Origin of the sequence: Advenella kashmirensis W13003 (assembly GCF_000506985.1) — a bacterium.
GTDB classification, from domain to species: Bacteria; Pseudomonadota; Gammaproteobacteria; order Burkholderiales; family Burkholderiaceae_B; genus Advenella; species Advenella kashmirensis_A.
Genome location: NZ_KI650982.1, coordinates 341,304 through 363,890, shown reverse-complemented (window position 1 = coordinate 363,890; position 22,587 = coordinate 341,304). Strand labels below are relative to the sequence as shown.

At 57.4% G+C, this 22,587-nt stretch carries 23 protein-coding genes; 6 read left to right on the top strand and 17 right to left on the bottom strand.

What is annotated here, in order from left to right:
* The first annotated feature begins 163 nt into the window (after positions 1 to 163).
* Together W822_RS43715 and W822_RS43710 are read left to right on the top strand one after the other, a co-directional pair.
* Complete coding sequence (locus W822_RS43715; RefSeq protein WP_024007142.1) at positions 164 to 922, top strand: AzlC family ABC transporter permease; 759 nt, start codon at positions 164 to 166, stop codon at positions 920 to 922.
* A complete protein-coding gene (locus W822_RS43710; protein WP_024007141.1) occupies positions 909 to 1,244 on the top strand; it encodes an AzlD domain-containing protein in 336 nt (111 codons plus the stop codon). The genes W822_RS43715 and W822_RS43710 overlap by 14 nt, the downstream gene beginning before the upstream one ends.
* 101 nt (positions 1,245 to 1,345) lie before the next feature.
* On the opposite strand, the gene W822_RS43705 is transcribed toward W822_RS43710, so the two are convergent.
* The 4 genes from W822_RS43705 to W822_RS43690 all read right to left on the bottom strand — a co-directional run bounded on the left by W822_RS43705 (position 1,346) and on the right by W822_RS43690 (position 3,997).
* Positions 1,346 to 2,146 carry a thiazole synthase gene (locus W822_RS43705; RefSeq protein WP_024007140.1) on the bottom strand — a complete coding sequence of 267 codons (801 nt, stop codon included), beginning with the start codon at positions 2,144 to 2,146 and terminating at the stop codon, positions 1,346 to 1,348.
* Between the two features lie 20 nt (positions 2,147 to 2,166).
* Positions 2,167 to 2,394 (bottom strand): sulfur carrier protein ThiS, encoded by a 228-nt coding sequence (gene thiS, locus W822_RS43700; RefSeq protein WP_024007139.1) that lies wholly within the window; start codon positions 2,392 to 2,394, stop codon positions 2,167 to 2,169.
* Entirely contained in the window at positions 2,391 to 3,464 is a 1,074-nt protein-coding gene (locus W822_RS43695; RefSeq protein ID WP_024007138.1) for an FAD-dependent oxidoreductase, read from the bottom strand. Before W822_RS43695 ends, thiS begins: the two co-directional genes overlap by 4 nt.
* Positions 3,465 to 3,559: 95 nt before the next feature.
* Entirely contained in the window at positions 3,560 to 3,997 is a 438-nt protein-coding gene (locus W822_RS43690; protein WP_024007137.1) for a hypothetical protein, read from the bottom strand.
* Between the two features lie 142 nt (positions 3,998 to 4,139).
* Between W822_RS43690 and recQ the strand changes: the two genes are divergently transcribed.
* The gene (gene recQ, locus W822_RS43685) at positions 4,140 to 5,972 is read left to right on the top strand and encodes a DNA helicase RecQ (RefSeq protein ID WP_024007136.1); all 1,833 of its coding nucleotides are present in this window, start codon (positions 4,140 to 4,142) and stop codon (positions 5,970 to 5,972) included.
* A 133-nt stretch (positions 5,973 to 6,105) separates the two neighbouring features.
* On the opposite strand, the gene W822_RS43680 is transcribed toward recQ, so the two are convergent.
* Together W822_RS43680 and W822_RS43675 are read right to left on the bottom strand one after the other, a co-directional pair.
* Positions 6,106 to 6,888 (bottom strand): (2Fe-2S)-binding protein, encoded by a 783-nt coding sequence (locus W822_RS43680; protein WP_024007135.1) that lies wholly within the window; start codon positions 6,886 to 6,888, stop codon positions 6,106 to 6,108.
* Positions 6,882 to 9,050, bottom strand: a complete 2,169-nt coding sequence (locus W822_RS43675) for a TonB-dependent siderophore receptor (RefSeq protein WP_024007134.1) — start codon at positions 9,048 to 9,050, stop codon at positions 6,882 to 6,884. The genes W822_RS43680 and W822_RS43675 overlap by 7 nt, the downstream gene beginning before the upstream one ends.
* A gap of 159 nt (positions 9,051 to 9,209) precedes the next feature.
* On the opposite strand from W822_RS43675, the gene W822_RS43670 reads away from it, so the two are divergent.
* Positions 9,210 to 10,160 (top strand): helix-turn-helix transcriptional regulator, encoded by a 951-nt coding sequence (locus W822_RS43670; RefSeq protein ID WP_155848213.1) that lies wholly within the window; start codon positions 9,210 to 9,212, stop codon positions 10,158 to 10,160.
* A 188-nt stretch (positions 10,161 to 10,348) separates the two neighbouring features.
* On the opposite strand, the gene ruvB is transcribed toward W822_RS43670, so the two are convergent.
* The 10 genes from ruvB to W822_RS43620 all read right to left on the bottom strand — a co-directional run bounded on the left by ruvB (position 10,349) and on the right by W822_RS43620 (position 19,935).
* Positions 10,349 to 11,401, bottom strand: a complete 1,053-nt coding sequence (gene ruvB / locus W822_RS43665) for a Holliday junction branch migration DNA helicase RuvB (RefSeq protein ID WP_024007132.1) — start codon at positions 11,399 to 11,401, stop codon at positions 10,349 to 10,351.
* An 84-nt stretch (positions 11,402 to 11,485) separates the two neighbouring features.
* Positions 11,486 to 12,760: a TRAP transporter large permease gene (locus W822_RS43660; RefSeq protein ID WP_024007131.1), complete on the bottom strand. Its 1,275-nt coding sequence runs from the start codon at positions 12,758 to 12,760 to the stop codon at positions 11,486 to 11,488.
* A gap of 75 nt (positions 12,761 to 12,835) precedes the next feature.
* A complete protein-coding gene (locus tag W822_RS43655) occupies positions 12,836 to 13,336 on the bottom strand; it encodes a TRAP transporter small permease (RefSeq protein WP_024007130.1) in 501 nt (166 codons plus the stop codon).
* Between the two features lie 34 nt (positions 13,337 to 13,370).
* Entirely contained in the window at positions 13,371 to 14,282 is a 912-nt protein-coding gene (locus tag W822_RS43650) for a TRAP transporter substrate-binding protein (protein WP_437177162.1), read from the bottom strand.
* A gap of 254 nt (positions 14,283 to 14,536) precedes the next feature.
* Complete coding sequence (ruvA, locus tag W822_RS43645) at positions 14,537 to 15,103, bottom strand: Holliday junction branch migration protein RuvA (protein WP_024007128.1); 567 nt, start codon at positions 15,101 to 15,103, stop codon at positions 14,537 to 14,539.
* Positions 15,104 to 15,235: 132 nt separating this feature from the next.
* Positions 15,236 to 15,784 (bottom strand): crossover junction endodeoxyribonuclease RuvC, encoded by a 549-nt coding sequence (gene ruvC, locus W822_RS43640; RefSeq protein ID WP_024007127.1) that lies wholly within the window; start codon positions 15,782 to 15,784, stop codon positions 15,236 to 15,238.
* A 56-nt stretch (positions 15,785 to 15,840) separates the two neighbouring features.
* Positions 15,841 to 17,430 (bottom strand): bifunctional phosphoribosylaminoimidazolecarboxamide formyltransferase/IMP cyclohydrolase, encoded by a 1,590-nt coding sequence (gene purH / locus W822_RS43635; protein WP_024007126.1) that lies wholly within the window; start codon positions 17,428 to 17,430, stop codon positions 15,841 to 15,843.
* 9 nt (positions 17,431 to 17,439) lie between these two features.
* The gene (locus tag W822_RS43630; protein WP_024007125.1) at positions 17,440 to 17,676 is read right to left on the bottom strand and encodes a helix-turn-helix domain-containing protein; all 237 of its coding nucleotides are present in this window, start codon (positions 17,674 to 17,676) and stop codon (positions 17,440 to 17,442) included.
* Between the two features lie 34 nt (positions 17,677 to 17,710).
* Positions 17,711 to 18,724 (bottom strand): tRNA dihydrouridine synthase DusB, encoded by a 1,014-nt coding sequence (gene dusB, locus W822_RS43625; RefSeq protein WP_024007124.1) that lies wholly within the window; start codon positions 18,722 to 18,724, stop codon positions 17,711 to 17,713.
* Positions 18,725 to 18,777: 53 nt separating this feature from the next.
* Positions 18,778 to 19,935: an FAD-dependent monooxygenase gene (locus tag W822_RS43620; RefSeq protein ID WP_024007123.1), complete on the bottom strand. Its 1,158-nt coding sequence runs from the start codon at positions 19,933 to 19,935 to the stop codon at positions 18,778 to 18,780.
* Positions 19,936 to 20,056: 121 nt separating this feature from the next.
* On the opposite strand from W822_RS43620, the gene W822_RS43615 reads away from it, so the two are divergent.
* Positions 20,057 to 20,491, top strand: coding sequence for a TM2 domain-containing protein (locus W822_RS43615; RefSeq protein WP_024007122.1), 435 nt, complete (start codon positions 20,057 to 20,059; stop codon positions 20,489 to 20,491).
* A gap of 76 nt (positions 20,492 to 20,567) precedes the next feature.
* Complete coding sequence (locus W822_RS43610) at positions 20,568 to 21,503, top strand: cytochrome c oxidase assembly protein (RefSeq protein WP_031243613.1); 936 nt, start codon at positions 20,568 to 20,570, stop codon at positions 21,501 to 21,503.
* Between the two features lie 65 nt (positions 21,504 to 21,568).
* Here W822_RS43610 and W822_RS43605 read toward each other — a convergent pair whose 3' ends face one another.
* Positions 21,569 to 22,564 carry a YheT family hydrolase gene (locus W822_RS43605; RefSeq protein ID WP_024007120.1) on the bottom strand — a complete coding sequence of 332 codons (996 nt, stop codon included), beginning with the start codon at positions 22,562 to 22,564 and terminating at the stop codon, positions 21,569 to 21,571.
* Between the last annotated feature and the right edge of the window lie 23 nt (positions 22,565 to 22,587).

Below are 22,587 nucleotides of genomic sequence, written 5' to 3'. Positions count from 1 at the left end.
CAGAAGTCACCTGGTACTGTCCAGAAGTTACCTGGTACTGTCTAGTGGCATCTGGAGTCTCTCTGGTAATGCATCTTGCGGTATCAGCAAGCCGGGCTGGTTTTGTGGATTTGGCCAAGTGGGTATGATGTAATAGCATCCTGTCATAAAAGAGGTCGTCAGGATGGGAGTAATACGTGATGGTTGGCGCGGCGTGCGTGCCGGTGTACCGGTGCTGATGGGCTATGTGCCGGTTGCCATGGCCTATGGGATTGCAGCAGAAGGGGTCGGCCTGTCGTTCTGGGAGACCTTGCTGGTATCCGTGTTTGTCTACGCGGGCGCTTCGCAGTTTTTTATTCTGGCCGCGATCAAGCTGGGCACCCCGTTGCCCGGCATCGTTGCCATGGTGTGCCTGCTCAATGCACGCCATCTTCTGTATGGGCCGCTGATCGTCAAGTGGCTGCCCCAGACATTGCAAAAGCGCCTGCAGGCCGCTTTTTTCCTGACCGACGAAGTGTTTGCCACCGCGTTTCATGCCATGGGCAATCAGCCCGAACAAGGCCGCTACGCCTGGTATATGGGCCTGGGCATGACCGCGTGGCTGTCCTGGATTGGCGGAACGATCATTGGCCTGGTGGCCGGCGCGGGGCTGACTGCGCAATTTCCGCAGGTCGACCAGACCTTGCGTTTTGCCCTGGTGGCGCTGTTTTTTTCGCTGGCCCTTTTGAGTGTGAAGCGGTCCATGCTGTTCGCGTTGTTGATGGCTTCGATTGTGACGTTACTGTGCCTGATCGTTGCGGGGGCGACGCCAGCCATTCTGGCCGGCGCGGTAACGGCCTGGCTGTGTTTCGTACCGAAGCGCGAAGCCGCACCCGCGTTGGGTCAGACGTCGTCTTCTACACATCATTCTTCAGCAAAAGAGGGCAGTCATGGCACACACTGAATTCTGGCTGGCCATTCTCGTCATGGCCGTTGTCACCTGGCTCACCCGCGCCTTGCCGTTTCTGCTGATGCGTAAATCGAATGCCTTCGGTCGTTTGACCTCGGGCCGGTTTGTGATTCTGGGACCCGCGCTTCTGGTCTGTATGACGGTTGTGGTGGTGTATTCTGATTTGCACGAGGCCCGCGGTCTGACGCCGGTACTGACTTACTTTTGTGGGCTGGCGGCTGCCGGCGTGTGCGTAAAGCTGACGCGCAACGCCGGCTTTGCGGTGCTGTCCGGGATGGCCGGCTATGCGCTGGCGGCCATGCTGTTACCCGCCTGATATGGCGCGCGTGCAGATCAGCGTGGTTTGATCGGCGCTATCGGTCCCCATAGATGAGCCAAGGGATTTAATACGCGTGGTACGAAGGGCCCGAGAAAGTCTTAGAGCAAAAATGGCCGGCCGGTGACTTGCGTGGACGGCACCGCCATATCCTGTCTGGCCATGATACCGGCTTCAAAGCCTATGCGCCCGGCCTCGATAGCCAGTTTGAAAGCGTGCGCCATTTTGACCGGATCGTGAGCCAGAGAGACGGCCGAATTCAACAATACCGCATCGTAGCCCATTTGCATGGCCTGTACCGCGTCCATAGGCGAACCGATCCCGGCATCGACAATCAGCGGCACGTCTGGCAGACGTGCGCGCAGGGTGCGCAGCGCGTGCGGATTGGTTAACCCCTGCCCGGAGCCGATAGGCGCCCCCCAGGGCATCAGCAGACGGCAGCCGACGTCAAGCAGGCGCCGGCAGGTGACCAGATCATCCGTGCAATACGGAAAGACCTCAAAACCCTCCCTGACCAATTCTTCGGCAGCGCGGATCAGTTCAATGGGGTCGGGTTGCAGCGTATAGTCGTCGCCGATCACTTCCAGTTTGATCCAGTGCGTGCCAAAAACTTCGCGTGCCATCTGCGCCAGCGTGATGGCTTCTCGGCCGGTCTTGCAGCCCGCGGTATTGGGCAGCAGGTGCAGCCCCGAATCCTTGAGCATCTGGAAAAAAGAGTTATCCAGCGCGGTGCCTGCGCCACCGGAAGCCGAGGGCGTCAGCTGGCGTTTCAGGCCCACCGTAATCACGGCGGCGCCTGACGCGGCGATGGCGTCCTGCAATACTTTCGGAGAAGGATAACCGGCTGTACCCAGAAAGAAGCGGCTTTCCAGAAGCGTATCGGCAATAGAAAATGAGGTCATGGTCATGAAACAGGGCGAGTTTATCCGCCCGTGATGGGGCTGAATGTGAATACCTGATCGCCTTCGGAAAGAATCGTAGTGTCCCGTTTGGCCCGCGGAATAAATACTTCATTAAGCGCTGTGGCCAGGGTTGTCGGGTCATCGGGCTGGCCCGCTTCGCTTTGCAGCCGGGTAACCAGCTGGGCCAGCGTGCAGTCGCTGGCGACAGTGTGTTCGGTACCGTTGACAGAAATATGAATTGCGCTCATGCCGTTTGGATCAGATTGAAATCAGGTTCAAATATTGATTGTAGGGCCTTTTCAACCACGGCGGGCGCAATCAGCCAGCCATGGCGGAACAATCCGTTGATACGTGTCAGTCCGTCTTCGCTCTCGATGCGCGGCAAATTGTCCAGCAGGGCGGGGCGCAGATTGGTCTCGGTATGGATCAAGCGCGCTTCGGCCAGTTCCGGCAGCACGCTGTGCGCGGCGGTCAGCAATTCGACCGTGCTGCGCAATGAGACAGGAGAGCGATCTTCGCTTTCGATTTCACTGGCACCGACCACAACAGTATCGGGGGCGCGCGGGACGATATAGACGCGGTAGCGCGGATGCAGCAGGCGCACCGGGCGGCTTAACGTCAGATCGCTGCTCTGCAGCCAGAAAATCTCACCACGTACACCGCGCACATTGCGGCAATTAAGTTGATGACTATTGGCATGAGGGCGCTCCCGGGCCCCGGTGCCGCGCACATCAAAGACCCAGTCGAAGCTATGCACGCCCTGCGCCGTTTGCAATTGGCCGGGTTTGAGCGAAATGACGGGGCTGCCCCAATGCCAGGTGGTGTTCTCTGCCGACTCGGCCAGCGCCTGCATGGCCTGCACGGTATGAATCTGCCCTTCGTTTTCCAGCATCCAGGCATGAGTCGGACCCTGGATCGAGGGTTCCAGGGTCTGCAACTGGTCGCGTGTGAGCGTCTGTGGGCGCGCATGTTGTGGTGCTTTGGTCTGCAGCAGGGATATCATTCTTGCTGCTGCCCCTTCGTCGCCACGATGGGCCACCAGCAGACTGCCCCGGACGTAAAATTGCACAGGCTGACTTAGTTGCGGAACCAGTTCCGACCAGAGCTGGATTGAGCGCACCCCCATATTGAAGACCTCGGCGTCGCCGCTTTCGAGTTCAGCAATCGGGCTGAGCATGCCGGCCGCCGTCCAGCCTGCGGCACCTCGTGCCTGGATGGATGCAGCGGGATCAAAAACGGAAATCTGGTGTCCCTGGCGGGACAGGACCACTGCAAGAATGCGCCCCAACAGCCCGGCGCCGGCGATGCCAATTTTCATAATCTGATGCGTTGCGGGCCGAGGGGCCCGGTATTGTGTGAATCGTTACGACAGTATATCGCCGCCGCAGGCGGCAATGTTATCTGGCGGCGTGCCTATCTGCCCAGTTTTTGCTGCAGGGCAGGGCCATATTGCTGGGCCACGGTCGTCAGGTCATTTACAATCGTGTTTGCGCAATTGCCACTGGACTCGGACAGGCAGATCCGGATGTGCTGCTGGATATTCAACCATGGGTTGACAGGAGACGCCGCATTGACGATGTCAATATTTTCGGCCAGGGCGGTAAACCGGCCCTCGCGGGTGGGGTCAGCGCCTTGCAGATTGACCCTGGCGACAGCCTGGTTCATGTCGTTTACCAGGGTGAGCGTGGGCGAGTTGGCAATCTGATTCCTGACTTGTGCCGTGATATAGGTGCCGATCGGGTCGTTTGGGGTATTGCCAAAGACATAGACCGGAATTTTTGCCAGCGCAGACTGGGCAGCAAAGGCGAGAAGACAGCCTGTAGCGCCAGTCAGCATATGTGTGATTTTCATATCAATCTCTCCGTAACGGTATAGCGATTATAATGGTATTCATCGTTTGCCGGACGGCCCTGCCATATTCGTCCCGGCTTAAATCTTGTCAATTCATTACCGGTTTGTTTTGCCGGCCTTATTTTTAGTGTCTGATTTCCCTGTGTCTGATTCCTCCTCGCCGCTGTCTGTCCTGAAACGTGTTTTTGGTTACGATTCCTTTCGTGGGGAACAGCAGGCCATTGTCGAACATCTGGTCGCGGGCCACGACGCGCTGGTGCTGATGCCGACCGGGGCGGGCAAATCGCTGTGCTATCAGGTGCCGGCCCTTATCCGGCCGGGTACGGCAATCGTGGTGTCGCCGTTGATCGCGCTCATGCAGGACCAGGTTGACGCGCTGCGCGAACTGGGTGTGCGTGCGGCGTTTCTCAATTCCAGCCAGGAATGGGACGACATCCGCGAAGTGGAAAATGCCTTTGTACGCGGCGAACTGGATTTTCTTTACGTCGCTCCTGAAAGACTGTTGACTGATCGCTGCCTGCGGCTGCTGGAACGCGGACATATCGCCCTGTTTGCCATTGATGAAGCCCACTGTGTGTCGCAATGGGGCCACGATTTCCGGCCCGAATACCTGGGCCTGTCGCGTCTGCAGGAGCAATGGCCGGATGTGCCGCGTATCGCGCTCACGGCGACCGCCACGCCGCAAACCCGCGATGAAATTGCACAACGCCTGGGCCTGACCCAGGCGCGTCATTTTGTGGCGGGTTTTGATCGTCCGAACATCCGCTATGTGATTGTCGAAAAAAGCGATGTGCGGCGCCAGCTGCTGGCTTTTCTGCGGGAAGAGCATGCGGGCGACTCGGGCATTGTGTATTGCCTGTCGCGCAACAAGACCGAGGACACGGCCGAATTTCTGTGCCGGGAAGGCATTGATGCCATGGCCTATCATGCGGGTCTGCCAGCCGAATTGCGTGCACAGCGTCAGGCGCGCTTTCTGCGTGAAGACGGCGTGGTCATGGTTGCCACTATTGCATTTGGCATGGGTATCAATAAACCCGACGTGCGGTTTGTTGCTCATATCGATTTGCCCAAGTCGGTGGAAGGCTATTACCAGGAAACCGGCCGCGCCGGTCGTGACGGGCTTCCTGCCACGGCGTGGATGGCCTATGGCCTGCAGGATGTGGTGCAGCAGCGCAAAATGATTGATGATTCCACAGGAGACGAATTTTTCAAGCGCCGTTCCAGTACACAACTGGATGCCATGCTGGCCTTGTGTGAAACCGTGCAGTGCCGACGTACCCGTTTGCTGGCCTATTTCGGCCAGCCATCAAAGCCTTGCGGCAATTGTGATGTGTGCCTGACGCCGCCCCAAACCTGGGACGGCACTGTGGCAGCGCAAAAAATCCTGTCCGCCATTTATCGGCTGCATCGCGAACGCGACCAGCGGTATGGGGCCGGGCATTTGATTGATATTCTGCGCGGCAAGCGCACCGAAAAAGTGACGCTGCATTCGCATGACACCTTGTCGGTGTTCGGCATCGGCCAGGATATTTCCGAGCAGGGCTGGCGCAGTGTGCTGCGTCAATTGATGGCGGGCAATGTGGTCACGGTCGATGGCGATGGTTACGGCACGCTGACACTCACGGAAAAAAGCCGGTCCGTGCTCAAGGGCGAGCAGACATTGATGATGCGCAAGGAATCGGAACGCACTTCTGCGCGGTCACGCAATATCATGCCGCGTGGCAAGCGCGAAATCCGTCACCTGTCGCAGGCCGCAGAAAAGCGGTTCGAAAGTCTGCGGCAGTGGCGCCGCAACATCGCCAAGGAACATGGCGTTCCGGCCTATGTCATTTTCAACGACGCCACCCTGGCTGAAATCGCCGAGATGGAACCGGCCACGCTCGGTGATCTGGCACAAGTCAACGGGGTCGGGCAGCACAAGCTGGACACCTATGGTGAAGCCATTCTTGCGTTTCTGGACGAACTGGAATCGTAACCCAAAGCGGCAGCGCGCCTGTTAATTAAAAAATCCCCAAAGGCTGGATTGAGGTCCAACTTTTTGGGGCAGTTCGGTGAGCCGAGCGTAATTTCAATTGTGTTCAGTTACGGCAGGGCGGCATTGTCAGGATTCAGGTTTCTGTCTCAGCATGCACGCGATCATGTTCAGCCCATTCACGCGCCAACAGCGGCAGGCGCTGTTCCATTGGAATTTTGGGGCAGTTGCTGCATAACACCACGTTGGGGCAGCGAAAATACTGGCAGCAGACCCGGCGATTCAGCGATAAGCGATCGGGCAGGCCAAAGCCGCTCATATCGATATCCAGATAGCCGCTTTCTGCATGCAATCCCATGGCGTTCAGCCACGTCTCGCCGCGTGCGCGGATGTGGTGTGTGTCAAACTGCGGCAGATCATGGTAGTAAAGCAGGATAGCGGCGAGCACGCTATCGGCCGTGTGGCGGCCGGCCAGTTTGGCGGCGATCGGCGTGATCGTATCCAGCGCCCGGCGGACATTCTCCAGGCTTTCGCTCAGCGCGGCTGCGGCGGTGGGCTCATTCGGATCAGTCAGCGTGAAGGCGCTTTCGGGCAGATGAACCTGTTTTGCCAGACCCTCGGCAAAATGAACCTGCAACTGCCGCGCGTCGACCAGGCAATGGTGATGCTCGTACGCCAGAACGGTTGTGTAGACGGGCACCCACATGCAGGTGCGCCAGGTATGGGCGGTCCAGTAATGACGTCCTGCTTCCGGATGCAGTCGAGCCACATCGTCATACAGTGCCTGCACGGCCTGCTGCCGAATCTGACCGAAAGTCAGATCGGCTGGGCCGACCAGGGGTGCGGCTGAAACGGGCAACAGACGCCCGAGCGCCTGTTGCAATTGCTGATAGAGGGAGGTGTCTTGCTCGATTACCATTTATAGCTGAAGGTGGCCTTGATATTGCGCTTTTCGCCATAGTAGCAGTAATTGGTGGTCGCGCACGAGGCCACATAGGTTTTGTCGGTCACATTGTTCACGTTCAGTCGGACCGTTGCGCCCTTCAGATTTGAGTTGACGCGGCCCAGATCATATTCGGCGCCCAGGTCCAGAAGGGTATAGGCCGGCACCTCAACGGTGTTTTCGTTATCGGCCCAGCTTTTGCCGACATAGCGTACACCCGCAGATAGTGCCAGTCCGTTATTGAAACCGTAACGTCCCCACAGGCTGGCCATCTGTTTCGGTGCCTGGAAGGGGCGCTTGCCGGCGTTGTCGCCTTTTTCCAGCTTCATGTTGTTCATGGTATAGCTGGCGGTCACAGTGAAGTTGTCGGTGACGTTCGCGTTGGCTTCAAGTTCGATTCCGCGAGAACGCACCACGCCCAGCGGGTCGTAGTAGCTGGTTGCAGAGGAATGGCGCGCGGCCACATTTTCCTGTTTCAGATCATAGTAGGCCGCAGACAGCATGACATTTTCTGTCGGCTGGTACTTGACGCCAACTTCGTATTGTTCGGCTTCAGTCGGCGGCAGCACCTGGTTGTTCACATCGGTGTAGCCGTTAGGATTGAAGGACTGACTATAACTGAAGTAGGGCGATATGCCGTTGTCGAACGCATAGCTCAGGCCCGCGCGGAAGGTGGTTTTGTTACCCTTGTAGCCGGATTTGGTATTGAGCAGCGGATTGCGGTTATCAATATCCACCACATCGTGACGGATACTGAACAGACCGGTCAGGCGGCCATAGCGCACGGTGTCCTGCAGATACAGTCCGAATTGTTCCAGGGTGCGGTCAAACGGTTCGCTGTAGGTGATGGCCAAGCCCGGATTACCGTACACCGGGTCGAATGCGTTGAGGGGATTGGCCACGCCCGAATCCCAGCGGCCGGTGACATTGCGATGCTGGTAATCGAAGCCGCCAATCACTTCATGTGATGCCCCGCCGGTCTGGAAGACGCCGGTCAGGCTGGTATCGAACTGGTAGGCTTCGAGCTCTTCGTAACCGCCGGAATAGTAGCGATTCAGCGAATTCTCATCGTACCAGCCATAGCCGTAGAACTGCGCCATGTCCGATTTCAGACTGGTCAGCCGGAAGGAGTTTTTCAGAGTCAGGTTCGGCGTGAAATCGTGCTCGAACTGATAGCCCATCATGGACAAGGTCCGGCTGAATTTACCGCCTTCGTCATCGTCCGAAAATTCGGGGGAAATACGGCGTCCGTTATGATCGGTATTGATGGTGGCATCGGCTGGAAAACCGCTATGAAAGCCGGTACTGGGGTCTTTCTGGAAATAGCCCTGCAGCAGCAGGCGGCTGTTTTCTCCCAGCTTGAATTTGAGAGAAGGCGCCAGCAGATAACGTTCGACGCGATTGTTGTCGTACTGGGTTTTGTCGTTGCGCGTGATCCCGACCAGACGATAGGCGGCATTGCCTTCCTTGTCGATCGGACCGGTCATGTCAAAGCCCAGATGAGTCTGGCCGTGATTGCCGATGCCGGCTGTGATTTCATGGTAAGGCTCATCCAGCGGACGCTTGGAGCTGTAGGAGACCAGTCCGCCGGGGGAGTTGCGGCCGTATAGCACGCTGGTCGGGCCGCGATAAACGTCAATGCGTTCCAGGGTAAAGGGGTCGATCTGTACCGAGCTGTAGGTGCCGGAGTCGCTCAGGACTTTTTGTCCGTCCAGGTTCAGGTTGTCAGTGCTGTTTTCGTTAAAGCCGCGCAGGCTGATGTAATCATAGCGACTGGCGCCGCCTACCAGGCCGGTAAAGGCGCCAGGCGTATAACGCAGCGCGTCGGTTCCCGTGGTGGCACCGATGGCGTCAATGCGATCGCGCGTCAGCGATGAAACAGAATGGGGTGTCTCGATCCAGTCCATATCGGCGCGGCTTGCAGCACGACTGACGGTCGACTGGAAACCAATCGTGGGTTCTGTCGATGTGGCGTCGCTGGTGGCGCGGATGATACCCAGCTGAGCGACGGGCGCTGTTTTTGCCTGTTCATTTTGGCTGGGGGTTTGCGCCTGGGCGCCGGACATTGAAAAAAGCGCCAGGACGGCGACATACAGGATGCGGGGAGCCGCAGAAAGGCGAACCATGGACGGGTTCATGATCAAAAATTATCCTTAAAAATCAATATGCAACACAAATAAGAATGATTATTATTTATAATGCGATAAGTTTTGAAAAAATATCAAATTTCATATGAAATATGTCATAAAACACAGGTTTTTTGTTGCAAAACCGTCAACTATTCCGGTGCTGAGTCGATGACCAGAGCCTTTACCTACGAGGATTTTGTGCAGTATGGCGAGCAATATGGGTTCACCCATTGCTTGCCAGATGCCATCGTGCAGGATCCCACTCGTCATCAGGAAACCCTGGCGTATGGCCAGGTCTATGAACAATCCTTATGCAAGGGTGTGACCGTACTGCATTCCGACATGCATTTTCTGGTGCCTTATCACGCCCAGTCCCGTGTGCAGCAGGCGTATTCGTTCGCCATGTTGCTCAACGGACAACTGCGGATTGGGCGCGAACGCTCACCCTTGCAAACAGTAGGCCCCGCTTGCGGTATCAACACCAGCTACCGGAACGAGCGCATGCAGACTCACTATCTGCCGGGTACGCGGCTGGCCGCGCTGGATGTGGTGATTGACCAGACCGAGATTGAACAGAATGATTACACCGAGAGACTGTTGCCGATTCTGGAGGTGGCGCCGGCGACGTTTGCAGTGGGACAGCAGGACGACGCATTTCTGGAAAGTGTGCGATCGCAATTGCAATTGGCGCAGGACGACAGCGTGGGCTCATTGATTTACGAAGCGTTGGGTTTGCAATTGCTGGCGCGGGTAAGAGCAGCACCCGGAGACTGCGTTGAATGGCAGACTGGGGACAGCCTGAGCCGCCTGGATCACGAGCGGCTGAGTGCCTTGCGCGAGCATATTCATCGCCATCCCTGGCAACCGCACACCATTCAATCCATGTCGCAGTTGACAGGCATGGGCGAGAGCGCACTCAGGAAGAAATTTCAAATGAAATTCAGACTGTCGATCATGGCCTGTGTGAAGGAATACCGGCTGCAACTGGCGCAACGCTATCTTGAGCAGGGCGAATCGGTGGAAAAGGTGGCGCTGCTTGCCGGCTACAGGCATGGCAGCAATTTTTCGACAGCGTTCAAAAAGCGGTTTGGCGTCAGCCCCCGGCAGCATCGCCACTAAGCGCCTGGCGTGGCGTAACAGGTGGCTGGGTGTAGCTGTGGCAACTGGCGCGTGGCCATAGTTTTGATGCGCGGGTATGGCTGGTAAACCTATCGTCGGTGAGGCTGGGTGAGAATATAGTTGGTGACGCCATAGGTGGTAAAGCGATAGCCTGAGCGAGGCTGCAGCGCGCATATTACCCCGGCCACTCAGAATAGTGTTTTGTTTGAGCCTTCCGGCGGCGTCAGGCCCAGATGCTGCCAGGTCGTCAGCGTGGCAATGCGTCCCTTGGATGTGCGCTGAATATATCCCTGCTGTATCAGATAGGGTTCGATCACATCTTCGATCGTATCGCGCTCTTCACCGACGGCGGCAGACAGGTTGTCAATGCCCACCGGTCCGCCATCAAATTTATGCACAATGGTTTCAAGGATTTTGCGGTCCATCAGGTCCAGCCCCATGGGGTCCACGTCAAGCATGGCCAGCGCGGCGCTGGCGGCGGTATCGTCGATAATGCCGTTGGAGCGAACATCGGCGTAATCCCGCACACGACGTAGCAGGCGGTTCACGATACGGGGCGTGCCGCGGGCGCGCCGCGCGATTTCATGCGCGCCTTCCGGCGTCATGCCTGCGTTCAGCAAATGGGCGCTACGCGATACGATGCGGGCCAGCTCCTCGGTGTTATAAAACTCCAGACGGGAGACGATGCCAAAGCGATCCCGCAGCGGATTGGTCAGCATGCCCGCGCGAGTGGTGGCGCCGACCAGGGTGAAGGGTTGCAGATCAATCTTGACGCTGCGTGCCGCCGGACCTTCGCCGATCATGATATCGATCTGAAAGTCTTCCAGTGCGGGATACAGAATTTCCTCAACGACGGGCGAGAGGCGGTGAATTTCGTCGATGAACAGAACATCGTTTTTTTCAAGATTGGTCAGCATGGCGGCCAGGTCGCCGGGCCGCTCCAGCACCGGGCCCGAGGTTTGCCGCAATTGGGATCCCATTTCGCGCGCGATGATGTGTGCGAGCGTGGTCTTGCCCAAGCCAGGCGGACCGAACAGCAACACGTGATCCAGGGCCTCCTGGCGTTTGCGCGCCGCCGAGATGAAAATTTCCAGTTGTTCGCGTACCCGGACCTGACCCACGTATTCGTCCAGCGCCTTGGGGCGCAAGGCACGTTCGATGGATTCTTCGTTCGGAGTCATGGTTTCCGGAGAAACAATGCGTGGAGCCGCGCTGGTGAGCGCATCGTTGTGAATGGCCATGGGGCAGGTCGTATCTTCTTCAGGGCTGAGGGTCTGTGCCTATTTTACCTGAACCCCGGGCCGGGCAGTCACGGCCTCGCCAAGTTAGCGGTAGACGAGGTCACGCAGTACCAGTGAAATCCAGGGGACATAGGTTATCAGCATCAGGCAGATCAGAATCACGCCCACGAACGGGATCAGCGACTTGAACAGCCTTTCTATCGGCAGTTTGGCGACGGCACAGGCAGCAAACAGATTGACGCCGAATGGCGGAGTGACCATACCCAGCGCCAGATTCACCACCATAATGATGCCAAAATGCGTGGGATCGATGCCAAACTGCTGGGCGACCGGCAAGAGCAGGGGCGCGAGCACGACAATGGAGGCCGAGGTTTCGATGAACATGCCGATAAAGAACAGGGCGGCGTTGACGCCCAGCAGGAAAGTGGTCTTGTCCGTGAATACGTGACCGAGCCACTCTCCAAGCATGTTTGGCACACCTGCGCGATTGAGCAGAAAACCGAACAGCCCCGCGTTGGCGATCACAAACATGATAATGGCGGTGGACACCACAGTTCTGTGCAGCGTTTCAGTGAGAATCCTGAATGAGATGCGACGGTAGATCAGAATACCCACGATCAGCGCATACACTACAGCAACCACGGACGCCTCGGTTGGAGTGAAAATGCCCCCGTAAATGCCACCCAGAATAATGACCGGCATCAGCAGCGCCAGAAACGACTGACGAAAGGCCTGCAGGATGGGCAAGCGACCATCGCCATCCTGTTTGCCGTATCCATGACGTTTGGCATAAATCCAGACATAGAGCATGAGCGCAACACCGATCAGCGCGCCAGGCAGAATGCCGCCGATGAATAGCTCCCCCACCGATGTATCGGTGGAGACGGCAAACAGAATCATGGGAATAGAAGGCGGGATAATCACGCCCAGTTCGGCGGCGGTGGCCTGCAGCGACGCAGAAAAGGGTTTAGGATAACCATGACGCACCATTGCCGGGATCAGGATGGCGCCGACGGCAAAAGTGGTGGCCACACTGGAACCGGCCACCGCGGCAAAAATCATGCAGGTGATAATACAAGCCATGGCCAAACCGCCCTGGACCGAGCCCACCAGGCTTTTGGCGAAATTGACCATCCGTTCTGAAATGCCGCCCGCTTCCATCAGATTGCCGGCCAGAATAAAGAACGGGATGGCGACCAGCGGATATTTATCCAGGGACGCAAAAATCTGCTGCGCGATCACCAGCCAATTGATGCCGGCCACGTATACGCCAAACAGGCTCGCCAGCCCTATCGAGACGGCAACCGGAATGGTCAGTGCAAAACAGACCAGCATGGATAAAATCATTATTTGCGACATAGGCTGATCCCAGGGCGGCAGAAAAGGCGGTGAGTGTGGGCGGGCATGGCTAGGGACATGGGGCAGGCGTTGACGTTACAGCAGGGTCAGGTCCTCTTCCTGAGATTCTTTCCTGGCGTTGGCCCACTGAATAATCACTGCCAGCAACGCCAGCGCCATGCCGACAGGGATGGCAGCATAAATCCAGGAAATGGAAATACCCAGGCTGGGGATCGTCTGAAATCTTACGCGATAGGTCATGAGCACGCCGATCCAGGTCATCAGGCCAAAAAACACCGCCATGACCAGCATGACAAAGTGCTCCAGCCGTCGCTGCCAGGGATCCCTGAGCAGCGAATGCAGCATTTCAACCTTGAGCATGGCACCCTGACGGCAGGCCAGCACCACGCCCAGCAAGACCAGCCAGATCATTGCCGTTCGGGTCCAGCCTTCACTCCAGTCAGATGGCTCCTGCAGTACGAAGCGGGCAATGACCTGATAAAACGAAGAGCATACCGCCGACACAAGAAACAGCTGGGCAACGATGGAGATCAGCCGGAACAGGGTGCTGTCCAGCATGCGTGTCAATGCATTCATTCAGGGCTCCATGATAGATGCAATGCAGTCGGGTCTACTTCGTATTGCGAATCGACTCGACCAGTTCTTTGCCGAACTTTTTGTAGAACTCTGGGTAGACGGGTTCGACGGCCTTGACGAAGGCGTCATGATCGACATTTTCTTCTACCTGCATGCCTTCTTTTTTCAGCGTCTCGACACCGCTTTTTTCCACGTCATCCACATAGGCGCGCATGGCTTTGGCCGACGCCACGCCTGCCTCTTTGAACTTGGTCTTGTCTTCGTCGGAAAGGCCTTCATAGACGGATGGGGACATCAGAATCAGGGCCGGTCCGTACACATGTGCTGTCAAAGAAAGATACTTTTGCATCTGCGACAACTTGGCAGAGACAATGACAGAAATGGGGTTTTCTTGGCCATCGATGGTGCCTTGTTGCAGGGCAGTGGCCACTTCGGGCCAGGCCATGGGCGTGGGCAGCATGCCGATTTTACGGAAGGCGGTGATGTGGATCGGGTTTTCGGTGGTGCGAATTTTCAGGCCTTTCAGATCGGCCGGCGTTTTGACCGCGCGCACATTATTGGTCAGGTGCCGGAAACCCTGTTCGCCCCAGGCCAGGGCAATCAGGCCCTTTTCGGGAAAGTCGGCCAGCAGTTTCTGGCCGATCGGGCCATCCAGTACCTTGCGCGCGTGATCCAGATCGCGAAACAGGAAAGGAATGTCAATGACGCCGGTTTCTGGAACGAAATTAAGGGTGGCACCGGTAGAGACCACTGCTAGGTCGATGGTGCCCAATTGCAGGCCTTCGATGACTTCGCGTTCACCTCCCAGTGCGCTGTTGGGGAACTGCTGGATTTTTATTTGTCCGTTGGTGCTTTGTCCAATGGCTTTTTCAAAGGCATCTGCAGCGACACCGTAATGAGAGGTTTTGGATAGCGCATAGGCCATTTTCAGCGTCTGCTCTGCCATGGCAGGGCTTATGGCCACCGCTGACAGCAGGCTGGCTGCCAATACTTTTTTGATCCATTGAACGCGCATGATATTGTCTCCCCAAGTAATGGGTTGTAAACGTTGAAATAAAAATAATCGGATTACTTTAAGGCAATATTGACGGCGTACGCGGCATTTCGTTTGTAATTAGTGCAAACCCTAGGCGCTGAGCGGGTCCCGGCGCTATCCGGCAAGGTTCGTGGACGGTCAAGCCGCCGGGTACGTGCCGCGCCTTAACTGGAGAGCGCCTTGAGCGCCGCCCGAATACCTTCGGACACGCCCAGGTCGGCCGGCAGTGTTTTGACTACGGCACGCGCCTCGCGGTCAGAATAGCCCAGTGCCAGCAAAGCGTTCAGCACGTCATTCTGGCCGGTGACGGCGGGTGTGGCCGGGGCAATGGCATCCAGCTTGCCGCGCAGTTCCAGTAGCAGTCGTTCTGCCGTTTTTTTACCGATACCCGGCACCCGGGTGAGCAGGGCGGTATCCTGTTGCGCGACAGCGGCCGACAGATCGGCGCTGCTCATGCCCGAGAGTACGGCCAGGGCCGTACGTGCTCCGATACCCGTGACCTTGATGAGGGCGCGAAACGTTGCGCGCTCGTCCTGGCGCAGAAAGCCGTAGAGCACATGCGCATCTTCCCGAATGGCCAGATGCGTGTATAGCGTGACTTTGGCGCCCGCTTCGGGCAGATCATAATAGGTGCTCATGGGCACATCAATATCGTAGCCCACGCCGTTGACATCCAGGCACAGGCCCGGCGGTTGTTTTTCAATCAGCAGGCCGGTCAGTCGTCCGATCATCAGATACTCCACAGGCCCTGTCAGGGCAGGGCGCGTCAATAATAGAAAAAAAGCTATGGTACACAACCCTGGGAAAAGGGTGTATCAAAACAGGGTCAATCAATTTACAGGGTGCGTTGATTATTCAGTCGATTAGTCGATCAGTCGTCCGGCACGCAGTCGCGTGCGTCCCCGTCGAGCCATCGATACACCCTGGCCGGCGAGTCGGCCCGCCAGCGGTGCGGCATGGGCGTGACAGATCGCGCAGGCCAGCGCATCGGCTGAATCTGGCGCAGGCAGACTGTTGAGCGTGAGCAGACGCTGCACCATGTGCTGAACCTGTTCCTTCTGGGCGTGACCATTGCCGACCACGGCTTTCTTGATTTGCAACGCCGTGTATTCCGTTACATCCAGGTGCCGGTCGGCCAGTGCGCACATGGCCGCGCCACGCGCCTGTCCCAGCAATAGCGTAGATGATGGGTTGGTATTGACAAAGACCTTTTCCAGCGCCGACTCGGTGGGTGAATAGGTGTCGACGACTTCGCGGATACTGTCCAGAATGACTTTCAATCGCTCTTGCAAAGGCAGGTCCGAAGGAACCACGATGGTACCGCTGGCAACATATGAGATGCGCATGCCGGCAGCGTCAATCACGCCAAAGCCGGTACGGCGCAAGCCCGGGTCAATGCCAAGTATCCTCAACATCTGTGACTCCCTGGAAAAACCCCGGCCTGGGCCGGGGCGTATGACATTTGCAATTAATGGCGGAAGTGCCTGGTGCCGGTCAGCACCATGGCGATGCCATGCTCGTCTGCCGCCGCAATCACTTCGTCATCGCGCATGCTGCCGCCGGGCTGAATGATGCAGTCGGCGCCCGCTTCGACAATGACATCCAGTCCATCGCGAAATGGGAAGAATGCGTCAGACGCAGCCGCCGTGTTCTTCAGCGACAATCCGGCATTGCCCGCCTTGATTGATGCGATGCGTGCCGAGTCGATGCGGCTCATCTGGCCTGCGCCCACGCCGTAAGTCATGCCGTCGCGGCAAAACACAATGGCGTTGGATTTGACAAACTGTGCCACGTTCCACGCAAACAGCAGATCATCCATTTGCTGTGCCGTGGGCTGCTTGCGTGTAACCACTTTGCAGTCGGCCGCAGCCAGCGGTTTGTGATCGGGATTCTGCACCAACCAGCCGCCGCCTACGCGCTTGACGTCAAATGGGTTCTGGCCGGCGCCCAGGGCTACTGTCAGAACACGTACGTTCTTCTTGTTGGCCAGCAGCACCAGTGCATCGTCTGTATATTCAGGCGCCAGCAGGACTTCGACAAACTGCTCGCTCACGGCCTGCGCCGTGGCTTCGTCGACGATGCGATTGAAGGCAATAATGCCGCCAAATGCAGAAGTCGGATCGGTTTTGAACGCCTTGCGGTAAGCCTCGGCAGCGTCTTGGGCAACCGCCACTCCACAAGGATTGGCATGCTTGACGATGACGCAGGCAGGGGCCTCGAAGGTGCGAACACATTCCCATGCGGCATCTGCGTCGGCAATGTTGTTATAAGAAAGTTCCTTGCCCTGCAACTGTTCGTAGTTGCCCAGCACGCCTGCAGGCACGCTGGTGTCCAGATAGAACGCGGCAGACTGATGTGGGTTCTCGCCATAGCGCAATGCCTGATGCTGTTTCAGTTGAATCGTCAGGGTTTGCGGCCAGCTCTGGCGGGCAGGTTCATTTTCCTGTGCGGGCTCGTCATCGGTGATGGCGCTCAGGTAGTTGGCAATCGCGCCATCATAGGCGGCTGTGTGGGCATATACTTTTTTGGCTAGAGACAGGCGCAGACCATAAGAGGTCGCACCGTTTTCATCCAGCTCACGCAGAACGGCTTCGTAGTCGGTCGGATCAATGACGACTGTGACGCCGCCTTCCCGTGTACCGTGATTTTTTGCAGCGGCGCGCAGCATGGCCGGGCCGCCGATATCAATGTTTTCAACCGCATCGGCAAACGAGCAACCGGGCTTGGCAATCGTTTCACGGAACGGATACAGGTTGACCACCAGCAGATCAATCGGATCAATATTGTTGGATTTCAATGTGTCCAGATGCGCCTGACTGTCGCGACGCGCCAGCAGCCCGCCGTGGATGCGCGGGTGCAGGGTCTTGACGCGGCCATCCAGAATCTCCGGCGACTGCGTATGCTCGGCCACTTCGGTGACCTCCAGTCCTTCTTTTTTCAGCAGTGCTGCCGTGCCACCGGTAGACAGGATTTTGACGCCGCGGCTTTGGAGCGCGCGGGCCAATTCAACGATACCGGTTTTATCCGATACGGAAAGTAATGCGGTCTTGATAGTCATGAGAAATAATTACAGTAAATGATGAGAAAGCAGTTTCTTGCGCAGGGTGTTGCGGGTAATGCCCAGCATGTCTGCGGCACGCGACTGGTTGTGCCCGGCCTTGCTCATGACCACTTCAAGCAGCGGCTTCTCTACGCAGCTGGTGACCATGTTCCACAGGTTGCCGGCTTCGCCGTCGCCCAATTCTTTAAAATAAAGTTCAAGATTTGTGCGGACACATTCCTGAAGATCTTGTGTGTTATTCATAATGGCGGTGAGGGGGAAATTTTTGTTGTTTTGGCTAATGGACTGCAGCAAGTGGAACCCGCGGCGCTGATTCGTTGACCAGCTTGGTGAACCACTGATTGACTGCATTGTACTGCGCCTGACAGGTTTCAAGGCAATTCATCTGCTGCCGAAACAATTCTGCGTCCGGCAGGTTGCCGATATACCAGCCAATATGCTTGCGCGCCGTACGTACTCCTGTGTATTCGCCATAGAACTGATAGTGATGATCCAGATGCGCCAGCAGCACATCGCGCATATGCGCCCACGATGGCGGCGCCAGAAAGGTGCCGGTTTCCAGATAGTGATTGATCTCCCGGAAAATCCATGGATTCCCCTGAGCGGCCCGGCCAATCATAATGGCGTCGGCGCCGGTGTAGTTCAGGACATACTGCGCCTTGAGCGGATCGGTAATATCGCCGTTGGCAATGACAGGAATCGAAATTGCAGCCTTGACCGCGGCGATAGTGTCGTACTCGGCCTGGCCGGCATACAGGTCGCAGCGGGTGCGTCCATGCAGGGTAAGCGCCGCGATGCCGGCGTCTTCTGCCAGCCTGGCAATACGCAGGGCGTTACGGCTTTGTCGATCCCAGCCGGTGCGTGTCTTGAGCGTGACCGGCACATCAAACGGCCGGCAGGCGTCAACCACGGTCTGCAAAATGCGCGCCACCAGCTCTTCGTCGCGCAGTAGCGCCGATCCGGACGCCACATGGCACACCTTTTTGACCGGGCATCCCATATTAATATCAATAATGCGCGCACCCTTGCGAATATTGAAAACAGCGGCCTCGGCCAGCATGACCGGGTCGGCGCCCGCGATCTGCACGGCGATCGGATCAATCTCGCCGTCGTGGTTCAGCCTTCTGGAGGTCTTGACGCTATCCCACAGGGCGGGATTGCTGGCGGCCATTTCAGAGACGGCATAGCCTGCGCCCAATTGCTTGCACAACTGGCGAAACGGTCTGTCCGTGACCCCCGCCATGGGGGCAACGAAAACAGGATTGGGAAGAGTCCAGGCGCCGATTTGCATGAGCACATTTTAACCAAGGTTGGGCGGCCGGGTGATAAAAGCACCGGCCATGTTCAGTTTCGATAGCCCTGCAGCAGATGACGGGCCAGTGGTCGGCGCAGGGGTTCGGCCAGGTCGAGTGCCAGCAGGGACAGGCCGCAGGCATGTTCGATCAGTGGGTTGCCCGTGGTGAAAATGCGTGGCATCAAATCGGTCAGCTGGCGGGTAATGCCCCGATCAGTGCGCCGCAGCGTTGCGAAGTCAGCCAAGGGTGTCTGGAGATCACCTTGGGGATCAACACACCAGCGCTGCAGCGCGTGAACCAGTCCGGCCACGTCACGCAGGCCCAGGTTCAGCCCCTGGCCGGCCACCGGGTGCAGCGTTTGCGCCGCGTTGCCAATGGTCACGATGCGACCGTCCACGGTGTTTTTTGTGACATTGAGCGCCAGCGGAAAAAGATGGCGCGGTTCCAGCACAGTGAAAGGGCCCAGACGCTGGCCGAAATGCTCGGTCAGCTGGTGGGAAAAAGCGGCATCATCCGCTTCAAGCAACTGGCGCGCGCGCGCCGGGGTTGTGCACCAGACGATAGACTGGGCATCGGCAAACACCGGGTGCGGCAGGACGGCCAGCGGGCCCTCGCGGGTAAACCGCTCCCACGCCCAGCCGCCGCGCGGCAGCGCGGCGCGGGCAGAAGTAATGATTGCGTGCTGTCGATAGTCGCGCAATTTTGTGTCGGGTTTGGCGCCGTCACATTGCACGACGATACGCGCGCGATAGGTCTGTTGACCCTGGGTGATGGTGGCTGCAGTGCCCGCACTGTCGTTGGCCACGTTGGCCGGCGCGCCCGACAGTCTTACCGTACGGCCTTCATGGACGCTTTGTTGCAGACGGGCGTGAATAGCGCGATAAGGAACCACATAGCCCAGGGCCGGGACATCAAAATCGGTATGGCGAATGAGCGTGCGGCCCAGCCGGCCTTTTTGCGAAACATGGACAGTGTCGATGGCGGCGTGCTCATCGGGCCAGCCCTGCAGGGTTTCCAGAAATTGCCGACTGCCGTGATTGAGCGCCAGCACTCGGGTATCGCGTGCCGGATTGTGCATGGCCGGGCTGTCCGCCTGGAACAGGGCGATCCTGGCTGTTGTACCGGGCAGGGTATCCAGGGCACGGGCAAGCGCCAGGCCGACCGGGCCTGCGCCGATAATAGCGATATCAAAATCAAGGTTTTCCATAGCGCTATTTTACCCTTTTGTCCGAAAAAATCCGGCAGGCGCACCTGCGAGCCTGCGTGTCGTACAATATAGCCTCCCAAGTCGGCAGCGCGCCAGACATCGTGCAAATATTGAATCATACATGTTGAATCAGTTGTGGCGGGCTCGGCCTGCAACCCATTTTCGATCCAAAACCGTGGCCGGCTTTCTGGCCTGTTTTTTCGGTATTTTCGGTTTGCAGAACTGGTATTTGAAACGGCCTGTTGCTCCTGTCATCACGATTGTGAGCGCTGCGCTGCTGGCGTGGTCGTTTACCCAGCCTGTCTGGTGGGATTCCATACCGTTTTTTATCCTGTTTGTACCCCTGTGGGCGGGGTTTATCGAATCGGCGGTTTACTGCCTGAAGCCGGATGAAAAATTCGATGCGCTCTACAATACCAATCAGGTGCGGCGCAAACCCTCCGGCGTGCCGCCCGGGCTGATGGCTTTGCTCAATCTGCTGATCGCCGGCATGGTAAGCATGTTTACGCTATCCATGGTGGTGGCGCACGTGACCTGCCTGCATATGACGTGCTAGCGGCTCGCGCACAAACGGGCTTACAAGGCCGCCGTTGGTCAATACGGCGCAGATATACACAAGAGGTTTTATACCAATGGATCTGGACTTGATGCACTGGCTTCGGCCCTGGGAGTTTTCTCCTACGCTGATTGCCCTGTTTATCCTTGCTGCATGGCTGTTCTTGCGAGGTACTCGCAAGCATCACGTGACGCTTGCCAGACAGATATTATTCTGGTCCGGCTTCGTGCTGGTCTATCTGTCCCTGCATACACATGTTGATTATTATGCCGAGCGCATGTTTTTTGTCCATCGGATTCAGCACTTGGTGTTGCATCACCTGGGCCCCTTGCTGATCATGGGCGCCTACCCCGGACAGGTCATGCGTGCCGGGCTCCCCCTGCGCGCCCGCGTCTGGCTGCGTGATTATCGTCGCAGTTTTTCGGGGCGCTTCATTACCGGGCTGTTGACCAATAAAATCCTGGTGCCTTTCCTGTTCGTGTTCCTGGTGCTGTTCTGGCTGCTGCCGACCATCCAGTTTTATTCCATGCTGGACTGGCGCCTGTACCGATTGATGAACTGGTCTGTGGTCATCAGCGGCTTTATGTACTGGAACCTGATTCTGGACCGACGTCCCTATGTTGCGCCCACACTCACGGCGAAAACCTGGATCGGGCGCTTTTTCCAGTGGACGATCGCATCTGGCTCCCCGGCGGTCTTGTCGCCCGGGGCACGGATTATCTCACCCATTATTACCATGTTGCCGCAAATGATTGTGGGCGCGGTTATTACCTTTACGACGACCGATATTTATCCGCTGTTTGATTTATGCGGGCGCGCATTACCCATGTCTGCGGTGACCGACCAGAGTATCGGCGGTCTGACCATGTGGATTCCGGCGGCCATGGTGGAAACTTTCGGCTTGCTTTTTGCATTGGGGACCATGATGCGCCTGTCGGCCAAGGGACGGCAGAAAACCGGCAGGCAGATGCGCGAAATGCGGCTTGCCCAGCAGCAGCTCAAGGCGGTTTAATCCGCCCCGAACGCTTCGCAAAAAAGCCGATTCATGACAGATCGGCTTTTTTTGCGAGTCTGTTTCTATCGGCGTTCAATAAAGAACTGTTCCAGTCTGCGCGGCAGCCAGGTCAGGTCGCCGCGGCCTGTTCCGCTGGCAAAACCGGCATGACCGCCGCTGCCCGGATAGTGCAGCAGTACCTGGTCGCTGCATTGCCCTGGGGCCGGCAGACTGGCCTGCGGAATAAAGGGGTCGTTACGTGCATTGAGCAACAGGGTCGGTACCCGAATACCCCTGAGTTTATAGGTGCTGGAGCAGCGCGACCAATAGTCGAGTGCGCTGCGAAAGCCATGTACTGGCCCTGTATAGGCATCGTCAAAATCCAGCAGTGTGCGTGCGCGCAGGGCTTTGTTCCAGTTGAGTATCCCGGGAAATGCAGCCGCTTTCTGCTGGATTTTTGTGCGCATACTGGCCAGAAAATGCGGCGTATATACATAACGACCGATCACACTGTTTTGCAATTGCATCCCTGTTGCCACCAGGTCGATCGGCACTGAAATACCCGCAACCCCGTGCAGCCAGGACAGTTGAGCGCCTTGTTCTCCGGTATATTTAAGCAGCGCGTTACCGCCCAGGGAAACGCCCGCCGCATGCCATTGTGCCTGTGGCAACTGGCTGCGAACCTGGGTCAGAATGAAGTTCACATCGCCGGAGTCGCCCGAAAAATAGGAACGTGCCAGCCGATTCGGTTCACCAGAGCAGCCGCGAAAGTGGGCGACGGCGACCATCCACCCTAGCGCCACGAAGTGGGCGCCGATTGCCTGGGCGTAATGGCTTTTGCTATTGCCTTCCAGTCCGTGAAAAATGACCAGCGCTTTCCCGTCAAACCCGCCATCCGAATGCTGCCGGGGCCCGGCCCAGTCAATATCCAGAAAATCACCGTCGCTTGTATTGAGCCGTTGCCGCAAGAAATGCTGGCGGGTGCGGCGGCCCCATTGCATGGCGGCAATCGTCTGGATATGGCCTTCGCATTGCCAGTTTGGAGAGGGGCAGGGGGTTAGATCGAGTCGGGCGGTCACGGGAAATCCGGTATGGCGGCACG